Raw genomic sequence first — 14,789 nt, 5'->3', positions numbered from 1 at the left:
CGGCATCTAGGTCAGTTGGTGTCCTATTTCACTGGCAACCTGGATTCCATGACGGACACCCCGGCACGGCTGCTCACCCTGCTCTCCCTGCTCCAGACCCCGCGCGAATGGCCCGGGAGCGAGCTGGCGGAACGGCTGCGGGTGAGCGCGAGGACGATCCGGCGCGACATCGAACGGCTGCGGGAGCTCGGGTACCCGGTGGAGGCCACGCTGGGCGCGGAGGGGGGGTACCGGCTGGTGGCGGGGGCCGCGATGCCGCCGCTGCTGCTGGACGACGAGGAGGCCGTGGCGATCGCGGTGGGGCTGCGGGCGGGTGCCGGGCATGCGATCGAGGGGGTGGAGGAGGCGTCCGTACGGGCCCTCGCGAAGCTGGAACAGGTCCTGCCGGGCCGGCTGCGGCACCGGGTGGGCGCGCTGCAGTCGGCCACGATCGCGGTGACCCGCGGGGACGGGGCCAGCGTGGACCCGCGGACGCTGACCACGATGGCGTCGGCGGTGGCGGGGCCGGAGCGGCTGCGGTTCGCGTACCGGGCGCGGGACGGGGCGGACACGCGGCGGCTGGTGGAGCCGTACCGGCTGGTGAGCACGGGGAGCCGGTGGTATCTGGTGGCCTACGACCTGGACCGGGAGGACTGGCGGACGTTCCGGGTGGACCGGGTGGCGGAGCCGTTCGCGACGGGCGCGCGGTTCACTCCGCGGGAGCTGCCGATGGAGGCGGCGGAGTTCGTACGGCGCGGGCTGCGCGGCGGGGAGACGTACCCGGTGGACGTGTCGTTCGCGGGCCCGGCGGAGGCGCTGCCGGGCTGGCTGCGGGCCGATGCCGAGCCCGTGGGCGGGGGCTGCCGGGTGCAGTTCTCGAGCGCGGACTCCCCGGAGTGGGTGGCGGCCCGGCTGGCCCTGGTCGGCATGCCCTTCACGGTCCACGCCCCGGACACCCTGGCGGCCGCGGCCCGTGCGCTGGCCGCGCGCCTGACCTCGGCGACGGCGCCGTAGCCGGGAGAGCCCGGCTCTTCCTGCCCCGCCGGGGGCAGAAAGGGAGCCCCCGGCGTCTGGGGGGGGTAGACGCCGAGGGCTCGTTCCAGGGGGCTTCGCGCGGGCCGGGTCAGGCCACGGCGTCGAAGCCCGTGTCGCGGGCCATGCGCTTCAGCTCGAGCAGCGCGTGCTTCTCGATCTGGCGGATCCGCTCCCGCGTCAGGCCGTGCTGCTTGCCGACCTCCGTCAGGGTCCGCTCGCGGCCGTCGTCGATGCCGTACCGCATCTTGATGATCGACGCCGTGCGCTGGTCCAGCTTGCCCAGCAGGTCCTCCAGCTCCTCGCTGCGCAGGAGCGACAGGACGGACTGCTCCGGGGAGATCGCGGAGGTGTCCTCGAGGAGGTCACCGAACTGCGTCTCGCCCTCGTCGTCCACGGACATGTTCAGGCTGACCGGGTCGCGCGCCCAGTCCAGGACGTCGCCCACGCGCTTCTCCGTCGAGTCCAGCTCGGCGGCGATCTCCGCGTGGTCCGGTTCCCGGCCGTTCTCCCGGTTGAACTCCCGCTGGATCCGGCGGATCCGGCCGAGCTCCTCCACCAGGTGGACGGGGAGGCGGATGGTGCGGGACTGGTCGGCGATGGAGCGGGTGATGGCCTGGCGGATCCACCACGTGGCGTACGTGGAGAACTTGAAGCCCTTGGCGTAGTCGAACTTCTCGACGGCGCGCACCAGGCCCGCGTTGCCCTCCTGGATCAGGTCGAGCAGGGGCAGGCCGCTTCGCGGGTAGCGGCGGGCGACGGCCACGACGAGGCGGAGGTTGGAGCGGATGAAGATCTCCTTGGCGCGCTCTCCCTCGGCGGCCAGCGCTTCCAGCTCCTCGCGCGCCGGCGTCTCGCCCTCGCGCTCCGTCTCGCCGTCGAGGATCTGCTGGGCGTACACGCCCGCCTCGATGATCTGCGAGAGCTCCACTTCCTTGGCCGCGTCGAGCAGCGGGGTACGCGCGATCTCGTCCAGGTACATGCCCACCAGGTCGCGGTCGGCGATCTCCCCGCCCACAGCGCGGGCGCTGCCCCTGGACTGACGACGGGCGACGGCGCGGGTTGCCATGCGTGCTCCCTTGCAATGAGTTAGGTCGCGGTGCGGCTGCTGGAACGCGGCTCCGCGTCCCTGGACACTCTCCCGAGTGCCCGCTTCCGAAGGAAACAACGACTGGAATCGGGACAGAATTCCCACGCCGGTCCCTCTTTTTCGAGATCTTGCAGTATCCTGCCCCGCCACCCCTCGCGCAGGGGGCCGTGCGGGATACCGCCGGAGCTCGAAGAGGTGCAGGTCAGGCCCGCGCTCGGGGCCGGCCCGGAAGCCTTCGCCGACCCGTACGGGCGCCGCGTCCGTGAGACCGCCGTCACACGCCGCGACACGTGCCGTGGCTGCACTCCACCCCTGAAGACGGCCCTCACCCGTTTCCGGTTGCCTGGACAACCGGCCCATTCCTAGCCGAACTGGACCGAACGCTTAGAAAGGCCCATCCAGAAGCCGTCGACCACGTCGGAGCGGCGGGCGAGGTCGCCGGAGGCGTCCGCGGCGCCGAGGGTGACGAACAGCGGGGCGAAGTGCTCCGTACGGGGGTGGGCGAGGCGGCCCGCCGGGGACTTGGCCTCGAAGTCCAGCAGCGCGTCGACGTCGGACGCGGCCAGCGCCTCGCGGCCCCACGCGTCGAACTCCGCCGACCACGACGGGACCCCGGAGCCGGTGTGGCGCAGCGCGGCCAGGTTGTGGGTGAAGAAACCGCTGCCGACGATCAGGACGCCCTCGTCGCGCAGGGACGCGAGCTTGCGGCCGATGTCCATCAGGCGGCGCGGGTCCAGCGTGGGCAGGGAGATCTGCAGGACCGGTATGTCGGCCTCGGGGAACATCTCCACCAGCGGGACGTACGCGCCGTGGTCGAGGCCGCGGTCCGGGAAGTCCTGGACGGGGGTGCCGGGGGCCTGCAGGAGGGCCCGTACGGAGGCCGCGAGCGCGGGGGCGCCGGGGGCGTCGTAGCGGACCCGGTAGTAGCGCTCCGGGAAGCCCCAGAAGTCGTGGACGAGCGGGACCGGCTCCGTGGCGCCGAGGGCGAGCGGCGCCTCCTCCCAGTGCGCGGAGACCATCAGGATCGCGCGGGGGCGGGGCAGCGCGGCGGACCAGGCGGCGAGCTCCCCGGGCCAGACCGGGTCGTCGGCGAGCGGCGGGGCGCCGTGGCTCAGATAGAGCGCCGGCATGCGGGCCGGGGATTCGGCAGGGGTCGGGATGGTCGTCACGGGGCGCTCCTCGTTCGTCAGCACGGAGCCGGACACAAGACTGACCCCGCATCGTTCAAATTTGAACGATGCGGGGTCGGCAGTCATTCCCGGGGTTCCCCGAGCCGCGTCAGTGGGCGATCACCGGGACCTTCACCTCGGCGTCGGCGCCCGCGCCGTCACCGGAGGCGACGGGGCCGCCGGCGCCCGGACGGCCGGTGTTGATCAGCGTCAGGGCGATGGCCGAGCTGGCGACGAGGATGCCGACCGCCCACCAGATGGCGCTGGAGTAGCCCTCCACCATCGCCTGGGCCTGGATCAGCTTCGCCGCCGGACCGCCCGCCGCGGCCTCGGCCGCGTGGTCGGTCAGGTACGCGGTGGTCGCCGAGGCGGCGATCGTGTTCAGCAGGGCGGTGCCGATCGCGCCGCCCACCTGCTGCGAGGTGTTGACCATGGCGGAGGCGACACCGGCGTCGGCCGGGTTCACCCCGTGCGTGGCCAGCGACATGGCCGGCATGAACGCCGTACCCATGCCGAGGCCCAGCAGCAGCTGCGCCGGCAGGATCAGCGCCGGGTACGAGGACCCGACCTCGAGCTGGGTCAGCATGAGCATGCCGGTGGCGGCGAGCAGGAAGCCCGGGCCCATCAGCAGCCGGGGCGCGACCCGGGTCATCAGGCGGGCGCCGATCTGCGTGGAGCCCGTGATCATGCCCGCGATCATCGGCAGGAAGGCGAAGCCGGTCTTGACCGGCGAGAAGCCCTTCACGACCTGGAGGTAGTACGTCAGGAACAGGAACAGGCCGAACATCGCGATGACGGCCAGGCCCAGCGAGAGGTAGACACCGCCGCGGTTGCGCTCCAGCAGGACGCGCAGCGGCAGCAGCGGGGACTTCACCCGGGACTCGACGAACACGAAGGCCGCGAGCAGCGTCGCCGAGCCGATGAACATGGCCACGGTGACCGTGTCGGACCAGCCGGCCGACTCGGCGCGGGTGAAGCCGTAGACCAGCGCGACGAGGCCGAGGGTGGAAAGGACCACGCCGGGGATGTCGAGCGGCGCGCGGTTGCGGCCGCCTGCGGGCTCACGGATGACCATCCAGGCACCGGCGGCCGCGGCGATCGCGAACGGGATGTTGACGAAGAAGGTCCAGCGCCAGTTCAGGTACTCGGTGAGGAAGCCGCCGAGGATCAGGCCGACGGCGCCACCGCCACCGGCGATCGCACCGTAGATGCCGAAGGCCTTGGCGCGCTCCTTGGCGTCGGTGAACATGACGGCCAGCAGGGAGAGCGCGGCCGGGGCGAGCAGTGCACCGAAGGCACCCTGGAGGGCGCGGGCGCCGAGCATCATCGCCTCGCCGTTGGCGGCGCCGCCGAGCGCGGAGGCCAGGGCGAAGCCGATGAGACCGACGATGAAGGCGTTCTTACGACCCCACTTGTCGGCGATGCGGCCGCCGAAGAGGAGCAGCCCGCCGAAGGCCAGCGCATACGCGGTGATGACCCACTGGCGGTTGCCGTCGGAGATGCCGAGGTCGGTCTGGGCGGACGGGAGGGCGATGTTCACGATGGTCGCGTCGAGGACGACCATCAGCTGCGCCAGGGCTATGAAGACGAGTGCCTTCCAGCGGCTGGGATCGGGAGCCGGCGCGAGGGTCGCGGCCGTTTTCGGCATGGGGATACCCATTTCATCTGCGGAATGACTGAAAAGTGACGTTCAGGATGTTCAAGATGTTTGACACGTTCAAGACGCTTAAGCCGGGTTTGCGACGCTAGCGGGCGCAACCCGCGGGCGTCACATGGTTTTCTGCCTCAGGTCCTCGAGGGTGGCCGCCGAACCGGGCAGCCGGGAGCGGGCCGGGGCCTGCAACCCGTCCAGGAACAGCTGGAGATGACGGTGGACGAACCCGTCCACCGCGGAGCAGCTGATGCCCGGCAGGGGCCGGCTGAGCTGGGAGAGCGCGACCATCAGGTCGCCGACGCCGATGTCCGTACGGATCAGCCCGGCCTCCTGGCCGGCGGTCACCAGGGTCTCGACGGCTTCCGCCAAGGCCTCGCGGGCCGCGACGAGTTCGGGGTGCTCGCTGTCGAAGTCCCCGGCGAGCATGGGGCAAAGGGCGCCGATCCGCTCGTCCGCGGCGGCGTGCGTGAAACGGCACAGCGCGGCGAAGGCGTCGGGCTCCTCGGCGAGCGAGTCCTCGGCCTGGGCCGTGACCCGGTCCATGACGAAGAGCACGACGTGGTGGACCAGGGCGGCCCGGTCGGGGAAGTGCCGGTAGAGCGTGGCGTTGCCGATGCCCGCCCGGCGGGCGACCTCGTCGAACGGTGCGCCCGAGCCCAGCTCCACGAGCACCTCGCGCGCCGCCACCAGGATCCGCTCGCGGTTGCGGACGGCGTCCGCGCGCGGACGCGGGACCCGCGTGGGAGCGGGCTCCGTGCCCGTCAGGTCCACGGCCACGGCCGCCTCCGGGACGGCCGGGGCCGCCGCGAGGGTGGTGGAGCGCGTCATTCGAGGCCTCCCTGGGCCTGGGGCTCGTACTCGCCCCCTCAAACGGGGAGCCGGTCCCCGCTTTGCGGGACTCCCGTACAAACGGGGATTGCGTCCCCGGTTATTTCACTCCCATGTGTGACCTGAGTCACATCACGGTTCCCGTTCGGACGTACCCGACGCGCGGGCGCGCCGCAGCCGACGGAGGGTGATCGCACAGAGCGCAGTCCGGGCCCGGCCGGCTGCCGCGGACCCGAAGGCGATCTCCATGCCGCAGACCCGCCACCGGATACGCACACCACGCCGTGCCTGCGCCTACATCGGCCTCACCGCGCTGGCCCTCGGTGTCACCGCCACCGCGAGCACCGGGATAGCCGACCGCAGCCGCTCCGCGGCCGGGCCCGTGGCCACGAGCGCCGAGTCCGCGCTGGCGCCCTGCCGGATCACCGGCGCGATGGGCGTACAGATGTCCGAGGGCATGCCGACCCCGCCCGGGTACTCCCGCTCGACCGGCGAGGTCCGGGCGCTGAACCTGATGATCGACTTCCCGGACGCCAAGGGCGAGGGCACGGCGCTGGACCGGCTCGCGGAGTTCTTCCCCCAGACAGCCGACTGGTTCCGCACCAGCTCCTACGGCCGCCTCACCTACCGCGCCGAGGCACCGATAAGGACCTGGCTGCGGATGCCGATGCCGTTCGCCGCGTACGGGATCGAGCGCGGCTCCGCGTACGAGCCGGGCTACCGGCAGCTCGTCGAGCACATCGCGAAGGCCGCCGACTCGGAGGTGGACTTCAGCCGCTACGACCTGGTCAACATCCTGGTCACGCCGAACGCCGGACCGTCCGCCCTGGACACCGTGCTCTCGGTGACCTTCTCCGGCAACGGCGAGGCCCCGATGGCCGACGGCGTGCCGCTCGCCAACACGTCCTTCGTCTACAGCCGCCAGGACGACGGCTCGGGCTCCTACCGGGAGACCGGCTACCGCGTGCTCCCCCACGAGAACGGGCACGTCTTCGGACTGCCCGACCTGTACACCCCGGACGGCGGGGGCGCGGTCGGGCACTGGGACATCATGAGCGAGGACTGGGGCGCCAACAACGACCTGCTGGGCTGGCACAAGTGGAAGCTGGGCTGGCTGGACGGCTCGCAGATCAGCTGCGCCTCGAAATCCGGCGTCAGCGACCACACCCTGACCCCGCTCGGGGTGGAGGGCGGCACGAAGCTGGCCTTCGTACCGGTGTCGGAGAGCGCCGGGTACGCGGTGGAGGTGCGCACCGCGACCGGGAACGACGAGGCCGTCTGCAAGCCCGGCGTACTGATCTACAAGGTGGACTCCCAGGTGGACACCGGGCGCGGGCCCGTGACCGTCTCGGACAGCGTGAACGGCAGCGGCGGCTGCACCCGGCGGCCCAACGTGCACGGGGAACTGTCGGACGCGCCGTTCCGGCCGGGCGAGACCTTCGCGGACGACAAGGCAGGCATCAGCGTCTCGGTGGTGGGCGAGCTGCGCAACGGCAGCTTCCAGGTCCGGATCACCCGCCCCTGAGTCCTGAATATCCAGTCCTGAGTATCCAGTCCTGAGTCCGGACAGTTGCAGGCCACGAGAACTTAAGGAGAAACCGGATGACGACCGGCACCCCCGAAGAGCGGCTCGCCGCGGCCGGGCTCAGCCTCCCGAAGACCCTGGCCCCGCTGGGCGCGTACGTGCCCGCCCTGGTCAACGGGCACTACGTGTACACCTCAGGCCAGCTTCCGATGGTCGACGGCGCGCTGCCGCTGACCGGCAAGGTCGGGGCCGAGGTCAGCGCGGAGCAGGCCAAGGAGCTGGCCCGGCAGTGCGCGCTGAACGCGCTCGCCGCGATCGCTTCGGTCGCCGGTGACCTGTCGGCCGTCAAACGCGTGGTCAAGGTGGTCGGCTTCGTGGCGAGCGATCCGCGGTTCACCGGACAGCCGGGCGTGGTCAACGGGGCCAGTGAGCTGTTCGGCACCGCCTTCGGCGACGCGGGCATCCACGTGCGCAGCGCGGTGGGCGTGGCGGTTCTGCCGCTGGACGCGCCGGTCGAGGTGGAGGTCGTCGTGGAGCTGCACACCCCGATGGGCGTCTGAGGCGCCGGGTCACGCGGCTCCGCCGGCCCGGTACTCCTCCCAGGTCCAGAGGAGTTGGCGGCGGGCCAGGACGCCGACGGCGTGGCGGCGGTAGCGGGCGGTGCCCCGGACGTCGTCGATGGGGTTGCAGGACGCGGCCGCGAGATCCCCGAACTGCTTCGCGATCGACGGGGTGATGACCTTGCGGGACTCCCAGAAGCCGCCCTCCTCCAGGGCCGCGGCCAGGAACTCCTCGGCCGTCTTGGCCCGGATCGGCGTGGGGGCCGCCGAGCCGATGCCCGTACGGACGGTCCGGGTCGCCGGGTGCAGGGCCAGGCCGAAGGCGCAGACGGCGATGACCATGGCGTTGCGGGTGCCGACCTTGGAGAACTGCTGGGGCCCGTCGGCCTTGGCCACGTGGACGGCCTTGATCAGCTCGTCGGGGGCGAGGGCGTTGCGCTTGACCCCGGTGTAGAACGCGTCGATCGGGATCAGCCGGGAGCCCCGTACGGACTCCGCCTCGACCTGCGCGCCGGCCGCGAGGAGCGCCGGGTGGGCATCGCCCGCCGGGGACGCCGTACCGAGGTTTCCGCCGACGCTGCCGCGGTTGCGGATCTGCGGGGAGGCGACGGTGTGCGAGGCGAGGGCCAGACCCGGGAGTTCCGTGCGGAGGTGCTCCATGATCTCCGTGTACGGGACGGAGGCGCCGAGCCGCACGACGTCCTCGCCGATCTCCCACTCCCGCAGCAGGCCGATGCGGTTCAGGTCCATGAGGTACTCCGGCCGGCGGTGGTCGAAGTTGATCTCGACCATCACGTCGGTGCCACCGGCGATGGGCACGGCGGTGGGGTGCTCGGCCTTGGCGGCGAGCGCCTCCTCCCAGCCGGCGGGGCGAAGGAAGTCCATGGGTGTCCCATGGACCGGGGCGTTCGACCTCAAACCGAATCAGGCGGAATTCCCCCGGCCATCGCGCTGCTGCGGACCTCTGTTGAACGTGATGTTGTAATCCCGGCCCTGGAAGACATTGGCGTTGTCGCGGAAGTCGCCGCCGCTGACCGTGTTCGCGATCGACGGGGTATCCCTCTCCCGCCAGCCCGGGTTCACCTCGTCCAGCAGCGCCGTGAGCTCCCGTACGGCCGCCTGATCGGCCTCCAGGACCGTCCGCAGGCGCTCCCGCCAGCCCTCTTCGAGCTGCTCCACCGCCGCCTCGTCGCCGTCGGCGCGGGCCAGCAAGAGCTCGGCGCGCGAGGAGCGGAGCTCCGCGTCCGTGCGCCCGAGGAGGCGGGCCAGTCGCCCGCTCGTATAGGTCCACGCGTCCGACGCCATCAGCCCGATGACGGTCGTCGCCCCGGCGGTCACCAGTGCCCCCACATCCATGCAGGCCAGGCTAGCCGTAGGCTGGCGGCGGCGGGGGCGGATCAGGAAAGCGGGGGGCGCTGTGCGGCTGCGGACGGAGCGGGGGCTGCCGGACCGCCGGTGGCTCACGGTGCCGGCCGGGCGCACCGTCCTCGGCGTCATCCACAACATCACCTCGGCGACGCGGCTGCTCGACGTGCTCGCCGTCTTCGAGGGCGACCCGCGGGTGCGGGTGGTGTTCGCGTGCACCGGGTCGTCGGAGCTGGACGGCGGGGTCGCGGAATTCGCCGCCGCGCACGGCCTTTTTCTCATTCCGTGGAAAGAGGCACTTGCGCAGAAATTCGACCTGGCGGTGAGCACCAGCCGCGGTGGAGATCTGGAGGAGATTTCCGCACCGCTCATCGGCGCCCCGCACGGCGCCGGATACAATAAAAAACTCAGCCGGAATCCGGAATCCGGAATCCGGAATCCGGAATCCGGAATCCGGTACAGGGGCTGGGGCCGAGGCCGGGGCTGGGGCCGGGGCGTTCGGGCTCTCCGCCGAGTGGCTGCTCCACGACGGTGAGGTCGTCCCGTCCGCCATCGTCCTCTCGCACGAGGAGCAGCACGCCCGCCTGCTCCGCGACTGCCCCGAGGCGGCCCCGTACGCCCACATAGCCGGCGACCCCTGCGCGGACCAGCTCGACGCCTCCGCGCCCTTCCGTACGGAATACCGCGCCGCACTCGGAATACGGCCCGGGCAGAAACTCCTCCTGATCACGTCCACCTGGGGCCCGGATTCCGTGCTGGGCGCCACCCCCGATGCCGTACGCCGGGCCCTCGCCGAATTGCCGTACGACGAATACCGCGTCCTGGCCGCCGTCCATCCCAATGCCTGGTACGGCCACGGCGGCTGGCAGATCCGGAACTGGCTGAAGCCCTGCCTGCGCGCCGGGCTCATCCTGCCGCCGCCCGCCGGGGAGACCTGGAAGGCCGCGATCTGCGCCGCGGACGCCTTCCTCGGCGACCACGGCTCGCTCTCGCTGTACGCCGCCGCCCGCGGGCTGCCCGGGCTGCTCGCCTCCTTCGGCGCGGACACCGTCGCCCCCGGCTCTCCCATGGCCTGGCTCGGCGAGCGGCTGCCCCGCCTGGACCCGGTCCGCCCGCTGGCCGCCCAGCTGGCCGCGGCCGTCGCCCTGCCCTCCGCCGCGGCCCGCATCACCTCGCGCCCCGGCCGCTCGCTCGCCCTGCTCCGTACCCTCTGCTACCGCCATCTCGCCCTGCCCGAACCGCAGTTCCCGTGCGTGCCGCGGCCCGTGGCAGTGCCGGAACCGGCCCCGCCAGGCACGCCGGTGGGTCCCGCGCTGTACGTCGACACCCGGGTCACCGGCCGGGAGGTGGCCGTACGCCGCTACCCGGCCGAGGCACAGCGCGGGGTCGCCGCCCACCTGGGCGCCGACGTGCACGTGGTGGCCGACGCCACCGAGCCGGATCCGCGGCTGCGCGCGCTCGCCGATGTGCTGGTGGCGCGGCCCGGGGCGGATCCGGCGGCGGTGCTCGCCCGGAACCCGGGGTGCGCCCTGGTGGCCGGGCCCGGGCCGCGGCTGGTGCTGCGGGACGGGCGGGAGTTCGGGGTGCCGGGCGGGGTGGATCGCGCGGTGGCGGCCTCGGCGCTGCTGGCCGCACTCGGCGAAGGCCTGGACCCGGAGGGGGAGTTCACCCTCCGGCTCGGCGGCGCCGTCTCAGCCCTGCGCCTGCTCCGGGCCCCCGCGGGCGAGGCGGATCCGGGCTTCCTCGGCTCGGATGCTGCGCAGTGACCCGTACAGCTCCAGCGCCTCCTGCCAGTCGGCCCGCGCGGCCGCCGGGTCGCCGAGGGCCGCGCGTACGTCTCCCCGTACGAGCACGGCGTCGGCCCGGTTGAGCGTGGGCACGGCGAAGGCCTCCAGGGCTGCCGCGAGCGGTTCGACGGCCTCCTCGGGGCGTCCGGCCGCGAGGTGGGCCATGGCCTGGCGCAGCCGGGTCTTCGCCGCGTTCCCGGTGTCCGGCTCGGTGAGCGCCAGGAAGCCGCGCAGCGCCTCGGCCAGGTGCGCGGCCGCCTGTTCGTGCCGGCCGGCCGCGCTCGCGGCGTTGCCCTGGTGGTACTCCAACAGGGCCCGGCCGCGCGGGTGTTCCAGGTCGCCGAGGGCCGCCAGGGCCTGCCCGTACAGCTCGGCGGCCGCCTGCGGATCGCCCTGCGCGACCGCGATCCGGCCGAGCCCCTCCAGGGCCGAGGACTCGGTCCGGGCGTGCCCTCCGGTGCGGCGGGCGCTCTCGCGGGCGGCGTCGTAGTGCGTGCGCGCCTCGTCGAGGTCCTCGGCGGAGCCGCGGTCGGTGAGGGCGAAGGCCAGCTCGAAGTGCATCCGGGCGAGGAGGAGCCCGTCGCAGTCGTCACTGGCGGCGTCGACGGCGAGCCGGGCGATGCGGATCCACAGCGCATGGTGGCCGCGGTCGAGGAACAGCCCGTGGACGGCCTCGGCGAGCAGGCAGAGCTGCGTCGGCTCGGCCCCGGGCAGTTCGGCGACGGCGACGAGGTTGTTCCGGTCGGGCTCCAGCGCCTCCAGAGCCTCGCCCTTGTCGCGGAACACGCCGGTGAGCGGGCCGGGTTCGGCGAAGAGGGCGCCGGCCCGCCAGCGCCCGGAGATCCGCAGCTCGGCGGCGACCGCCCGGCGCAGGTACCAGTCGATGACGCGCGGCACGTCGGAGGGATCGGGGGCGGCCAGGATCTGGGCGTGGCCGTGCACGACCCCGTTCAGCCGGGAGCGCCGCGGCCCGGACCGCTCCAGCAGCCCGGCCGCGTAGAGGGGACCCCGTACGCCGGGTGCCAGCTCGTCGAGCAGGGCGTCGGCGAACTCCGGGGTGGGATGGACGCCCAGGAGGCGGAATCCGCGCTGCACCTGCGGATCGAGGGCCTCGTACGCGAGGTCGAAGAGACGGCGGGGCATCTCGAGCGCCTCCAGGATGTTCTCCCGTGCGATCCGGGCCGCCAGCCCCTCGACCCCGTCCGACGCCGGATCGGCGGCGCGGGCCGCGGCGATGCGTACGACGTACGGCAGCCCCGCCGACGCCCGCAGCACCGTACACAGCGCCTCCCCGGCCGGTACGTCCTCCCCCGCGACGGTGCGGAACAGCTCGGCGCACGCCTCCTCGTCCAGCTCCGGCACCGCGAGCCGCACCGGCAGTCGCCCCTCGATGGCACCGAGCCGGAACCTGCTGGTCAGCACCACCATGCTGGCCGGATGGCCGGGCAGCAGCCGCTCCACGTCCACCTGGGCGGCGGACAGGACCCCGTCGAGGACGACGAGCGAGGGCAGCCCGGCGCTCAGGCTCCGAAACCGCGCGGCCAACGCAGCTTCGGTGGCGGGGAGTTCGGAACGGGGCGTGCCGAGCACCCCGATGAACGACTCGAGCACGGCGGCGGTTTCGGTGGGGTCCCCGAGCCCCTGGGGACTCATGTCGGCGTAGAACACCCCGCCGGGGAAGGCGTCCTTGCGCTGCTGCGCCCAGTGCAGGAGCAGCCCCGTCTTGCCGACCCCGACGGTGCCGTGCAGCAGCACCAGCAGCGGCGCCCCCTGGCCGTCCCGCCCGGCGAGCAGCCCGTCGAGCCGGTCCCGCAGGACCTCGCGGTCGACGAACCCGTCGGGCCCGAAGGGCAGCATGCGGGGCACGGGCGGAACCATGGGCCCATGGTGGGCCACCCGGGAATCCCGGCCCATGAAGACGGGGCCGTAGAAGGTGCCGCCGGAGATGTTGCTGCTCACCGAGTCGTCCACGGCCCGCAGTCTCCCAGCACCCCCACCGGAACGCCCCGCTCCCGCCGGATCATGGCCGATAACCGCCCCCGGACCACCCGTTGGCCTCAGACCTCATCGCGAAGTCAGGCCTTTTCCCAAGGTGCGGGATTCGGGCGACGGCGCCACCACCAGCCGACCGCGGCCTGGTCTGCGGAGACACCCGCCAGGTCGGTCCGGTCGGCCCCGCGCGCCCGGGCTCGCACCTCGACGCGGGAACGGGTCCCGGCGCGGCCCGTCACGGCCTGCGCCGTGCGGCGGGCACGGCTCGCGCACGGGCAGGCGTCGAGCCTCGCTTATGGGGGCGCATCCGTGGAGCACGATCAGCTAGGCTGTCGGAGGTCAGGCCTTCGTAGCTCAGGGGATAGAGCACCGCTCTCCTAAAGCGGGTGTCGCAGGTTCGAATCCTGCCGGGGGCACGCGACTGCAGGGCCGGTTCGGAGGGGTGATCCTCCGAACCGGCCCTTTCGCATGCGTGCAGCAGCTTCTCGCGGGTGGTACCGACTGCCTGACGGGCCATGGGCTCGGTCACGGAGTTGCCGAGCGGCAGCTCCTGCGTCTGCGCGGGACGGCCGGTCAGAGGGTCAGGTCGGCGTAGAAGATGATGTTGTTCGTGCGGTGGCCGTCCTTGATCTCGCCGCCGCAGGTCAGCAGGCGGAGTTCGGGGCGTTGCGTGTCGCCGTAGACCTTGCCGGTCGGGAAGTCCTTCTTGTTGACGTCCTCGATCTCGCGGATCTTGAACTTGGCGGTCTTGCCGTCCTCGCGCGGCACCTCGATGAGATCGCCCGGCTTGATCTTCTTGACGTCCTTCATCAGGGCCGGGCCGTGCCTGGTGTCGAAGTGCGCGACGAGGACGGAGACGCCCTTCTCGCCGGGGGTGACGCCCTCGGTCCACCAGCCGGGGCTGTTCGCGTCCGTGTCGGCGTTCGGCACGCCGAGCTCGCCGGTGGCTGCGTCCACCTTGAGGTCGACCATCTTCTTGGCGTCCACGCCCGCCGCGTCGATCTTCATGCCGGTCGGTTTCGACGGGGGGAGGGCCGTGGTGGTGTTCGCGACGGGAGCCGCGGAGGTGCTGCCGACCTTGGGGTCCGGGGGGAGCTCGGCACCGCAGGCGGTCAGGGCGGCCGTGACGGACGCCGCCAGGGTGGTCGTCACGATCACGCGGCGCGTGCGCGGCATGAGGTTCACGGTGCGCAGCGCCTCGCCCTCGATCGGCTTGGCCGCGGTGGACGCGGGCGGAGGAGGCGGAGGGGCGGCACCGGCGGCGACGGTCGCGGTACGGAAGGTGGCGCGCATGGGTGGTTCCCGTCGGGTCGGAGTCGCCTCTGGTCTCGGTCCGGGCCGACCGCCCTTGGTGCGGTTCGCCCTGGCGACGACCCCGACGCTACGAGGGGCATGTTTTGGCCATCCGTCGGCAATGTAACAGTTGTCCGGATCCTCGCCCGCAGCCCCGTAAAGGACCGAAGCCCCTGGTCGGAGACGTACGGAAGCCCTCCCGGCCGGAACCGGAAGGGCTGACGTCCATCGACTGGCGACGTGGGCGTGGGGGCGTGGGATCAGCTCAGACCTCTGCTGCGTTCGCCGATGCGGTCACCCTGCGGAGTGCCGGCCCGCTTGAGGGCCGCCTTCGTGTGCGCTCCGCCCTTGACCTTGCTCCGCACCAGACCTTCGAAGCCGTGGCCTGCCGGGCGCGGCGGCCGATCCGGCTCCTGCACCTGGTAAGCCTCTCGGAAATCCTGCTTCTGCTGCTCTTTGCTCATCCCGTCGTCAACTCCCTCGGGAAGCACCCAATCGGACTATTGGGATCGTAT

The 14,789-nt window shown here is 72.5% G+C and carries 14 protein-coding genes and 1 tRNA gene; 6 read left to right on the top strand and 9 right to left on the bottom strand.

The genetic code is table 11. The features are described from left to right. The first annotated feature begins 48 nt into the window (after positions 1-48). Positions 49-993 (top strand): helix-turn-helix transcriptional regulator, encoded by a 945-nt coding sequence (locus OHT74_RS22775; protein WP_328621222.1) that lies wholly within the window; start codon positions 49-51, stop codon positions 991-993. Between the two features lie 109 nt (positions 994-1,102). Here OHT74_RS22775 and OHT74_RS22770 read toward each other — a convergent pair whose 3' ends face one another. From OHT74_RS22770 to OHT74_RS22755, 4 genes are all read right to left on the bottom strand, one after another. Next, the gene (locus tag OHT74_RS22770) at positions 1,103-2,080 is read right to left on the bottom strand and encodes a sigma-70 family RNA polymerase sigma factor (protein ID WP_266666205.1); all 978 of its coding nucleotides are present in this window, start codon (positions 2,078-2,080) and stop codon (positions 1,103-1,105) included. Between the two features lie 383 nt (positions 2,081-2,463). Further along, a complete protein-coding gene (locus OHT74_RS22765) occupies positions 2,464-3,231 on the bottom strand; it encodes a dioxygenase family protein (RefSeq protein WP_328623370.1) in 768 nt (255 codons plus the stop codon). Between the two features lie 148 nt (positions 3,232-3,379). After that, entirely contained in the window at positions 3,380-4,918 is a 1,539-nt protein-coding gene (locus OHT74_RS22760; RefSeq protein ID WP_328621221.1) for an MFS transporter, read from the bottom strand. 120 nt (positions 4,919-5,038) lie between these two features. Further along, on the bottom strand, positions 5,039-5,689 hold the full coding sequence (locus OHT74_RS22755; RefSeq protein ID WP_266672954.1) for a TetR/AcrR family transcriptional regulator: 651 nt from the start codon (positions 5,687-5,689) through the stop codon (positions 5,039-5,041). Positions 5,690-5,999: 310 nt separating this feature from the next. Between OHT74_RS22755 and OHT74_RS22750 the strand changes: the two genes are divergently transcribed. Beyond that, a complete protein-coding gene (locus OHT74_RS22750; RefSeq protein ID WP_266672952.1) occupies positions 6,000-7,277 on the top strand; it encodes a M6 family metalloprotease domain-containing protein in 1,278 nt (425 codons plus the stop codon). A gap of 77 nt (positions 7,278-7,354) precedes the next feature. After that, positions 7,355-7,837, top strand: a complete 483-nt coding sequence (locus OHT74_RS22745) for a RidA family protein (protein ID WP_266995104.1) — start codon at positions 7,355-7,357, stop codon at positions 7,835-7,837. A 9-nt stretch (positions 7,838-7,846) separates the two neighbouring features. Here OHT74_RS22745 and OHT74_RS22740 read toward each other — a convergent pair whose 3' ends face one another. Continuing rightward, complete coding sequence (locus tag OHT74_RS22740; protein ID WP_328621220.1) at positions 7,847-8,722, bottom strand: FAD binding domain-containing protein; 876 nt, start codon at positions 8,720-8,722, stop codon at positions 7,847-7,849. Positions 8,723-8,761: 39 nt separating this feature from the next. Continuing rightward, on the bottom strand, positions 8,762-9,193 hold the full coding sequence (locus OHT74_RS22735) for a hypothetical protein (RefSeq protein ID WP_266666201.1): 432 nt from the start codon (positions 9,191-9,193) through the stop codon (positions 8,762-8,764). 61 nt (positions 9,194-9,254) lie between these two features. Between OHT74_RS22735 and OHT74_RS22730 the strand changes: the two genes are divergently transcribed. Further along, the gene (locus OHT74_RS22730) at positions 9,255-9,737 is read left to right on the top strand and encodes a hypothetical protein (RefSeq protein ID WP_328621219.1); all 483 of its coding nucleotides are present in this window, start codon (positions 9,255-9,257) and stop codon (positions 9,735-9,737) included. A 217-nt stretch (positions 9,738-9,954) separates the two neighbouring features. Next, positions 9,955-10,968, top strand: a complete 1,014-nt coding sequence (locus OHT74_RS22725) for a hypothetical protein (RefSeq protein ID WP_328621218.1) — start codon at positions 9,955-9,957, stop codon at positions 10,966-10,968. On the opposite strand, the gene OHT74_RS22720 is transcribed toward OHT74_RS22725, so the two are convergent. Beyond that, the gene (locus OHT74_RS22720) at positions 10,894-12,960 is read right to left on the bottom strand and encodes a tetratricopeptide repeat protein (protein ID WP_328621217.1); all 2,067 of its coding nucleotides are present in this window, start codon (positions 12,958-12,960) and stop codon (positions 10,894-10,896) included. The genes OHT74_RS22725 and OHT74_RS22720 overlap by 75 nt on opposite strands. A gap of 364 nt (positions 12,961-13,324) precedes the next feature. Between OHT74_RS22720 and OHT74_RS22715 the strand changes: the two genes are divergently transcribed. Then, positions 13,325-13,397 (top strand) — tRNA-Arg (locus OHT74_RS22715). Positions 13,398-13,554: 157 nt separating this feature from the next. Here OHT74_RS22715 and OHT74_RS22710 read toward each other — a convergent pair. Continuing rightward, positions 13,555-14,274 carry a sortase domain-containing protein gene (locus OHT74_RS22710; RefSeq protein WP_328621216.1) on the bottom strand — a complete coding sequence of 240 codons (720 nt, stop codon included), beginning with the start codon at positions 14,272-14,274 and terminating at the stop codon, positions 13,555-13,557. A 260-nt stretch (positions 14,275-14,534) separates the two neighbouring features. Continuing rightward, positions 14,535-14,738: a hypothetical protein gene (locus OHT74_RS22705; protein WP_328621215.1), complete on the bottom strand. Its 204-nt coding sequence runs from the start codon at positions 14,736-14,738 to the stop codon at positions 14,535-14,537. Positions 14,739-14,789: the final 51 nt, after the last annotated feature.

Source organism: Streptomyces sp. NBC_00354 (genome assembly GCF_036106915.1).
In the GTDB taxonomy this organism is placed as follows: Bacteria; Actinomycetota; Actinomycetes; order Streptomycetales; family Streptomycetaceae; genus Streptomyces.
This window is presented reverse-complemented; position numbering and strand designations above follow the sequence as displayed.

Bases quoted from the DNA above. Each gene is read 5' to 3' on its own strand.
- OHT74_RS22740 (WP_328621220.1), bottom strand. From the start codon at position 8,722: ATGGACTTCCTTCGCCCCGCCGGCTGGGAGGAGGCGCTCGCCGCCAAG.
- OHT74_RS22760 (WP_328621221.1), bottom strand. From the start codon at position 4,918: ATGCCGAAAACGGCCGCGACCCTCGCGCCGGCTCCCGATCCCAGCCGC.
- OHT74_RS22775 (WP_328621222.1), top strand. From the start codon at position 49: ATGACGGACACCCCGGCACGGCTGCTCACCCTGCTCTCCCTGCTCCAG.
- OHT74_RS22765 (WP_328623370.1), bottom strand. From the start codon at position 3,231: ATGCCGGCGCTCTATCTGAGCCACGGCGCCCCGCCGCTCGCCGACGAC.
- OHT74_RS22705 (WP_328621215.1), bottom strand. From the start codon at position 14,738: ATGAGCAAAGAGCAGCAGAAGCAGGATTTCCGAGAGGCTTACCAGGTG.
- OHT74_RS22735 (WP_266666201.1), bottom strand. From the start codon at position 9,193: ATGGATGTGGGGGCACTGGTGACCGCCGGGGCGACGACCGTCATCGGG.
- OHT74_RS22770 (WP_266666205.1), bottom strand. From the start codon at position 2,080: ATGGCAACCCGCGCCGTCGCCCGTCGTCAGTCCAGGGGCAGCGCCCGC.
- OHT74_RS22745 (WP_266995104.1), top strand. From the start codon at position 7,355: ATGACGACCGGCACCCCCGAAGAGCGGCTCGCCGCGGCCGGGCTCAGC.
- OHT74_RS22710 (WP_328621216.1), bottom strand. From the start codon at position 14,274: ATGCGCGCCACCTTCCGTACCGCGACCGTCGCCGCCGGTGCCGCCCCT.
- OHT74_RS22750 (WP_266672952.1), top strand. From the start codon at position 6,000: ATGCCGCAGACCCGCCACCGGATACGCACACCACGCCGTGCCTGCGCC.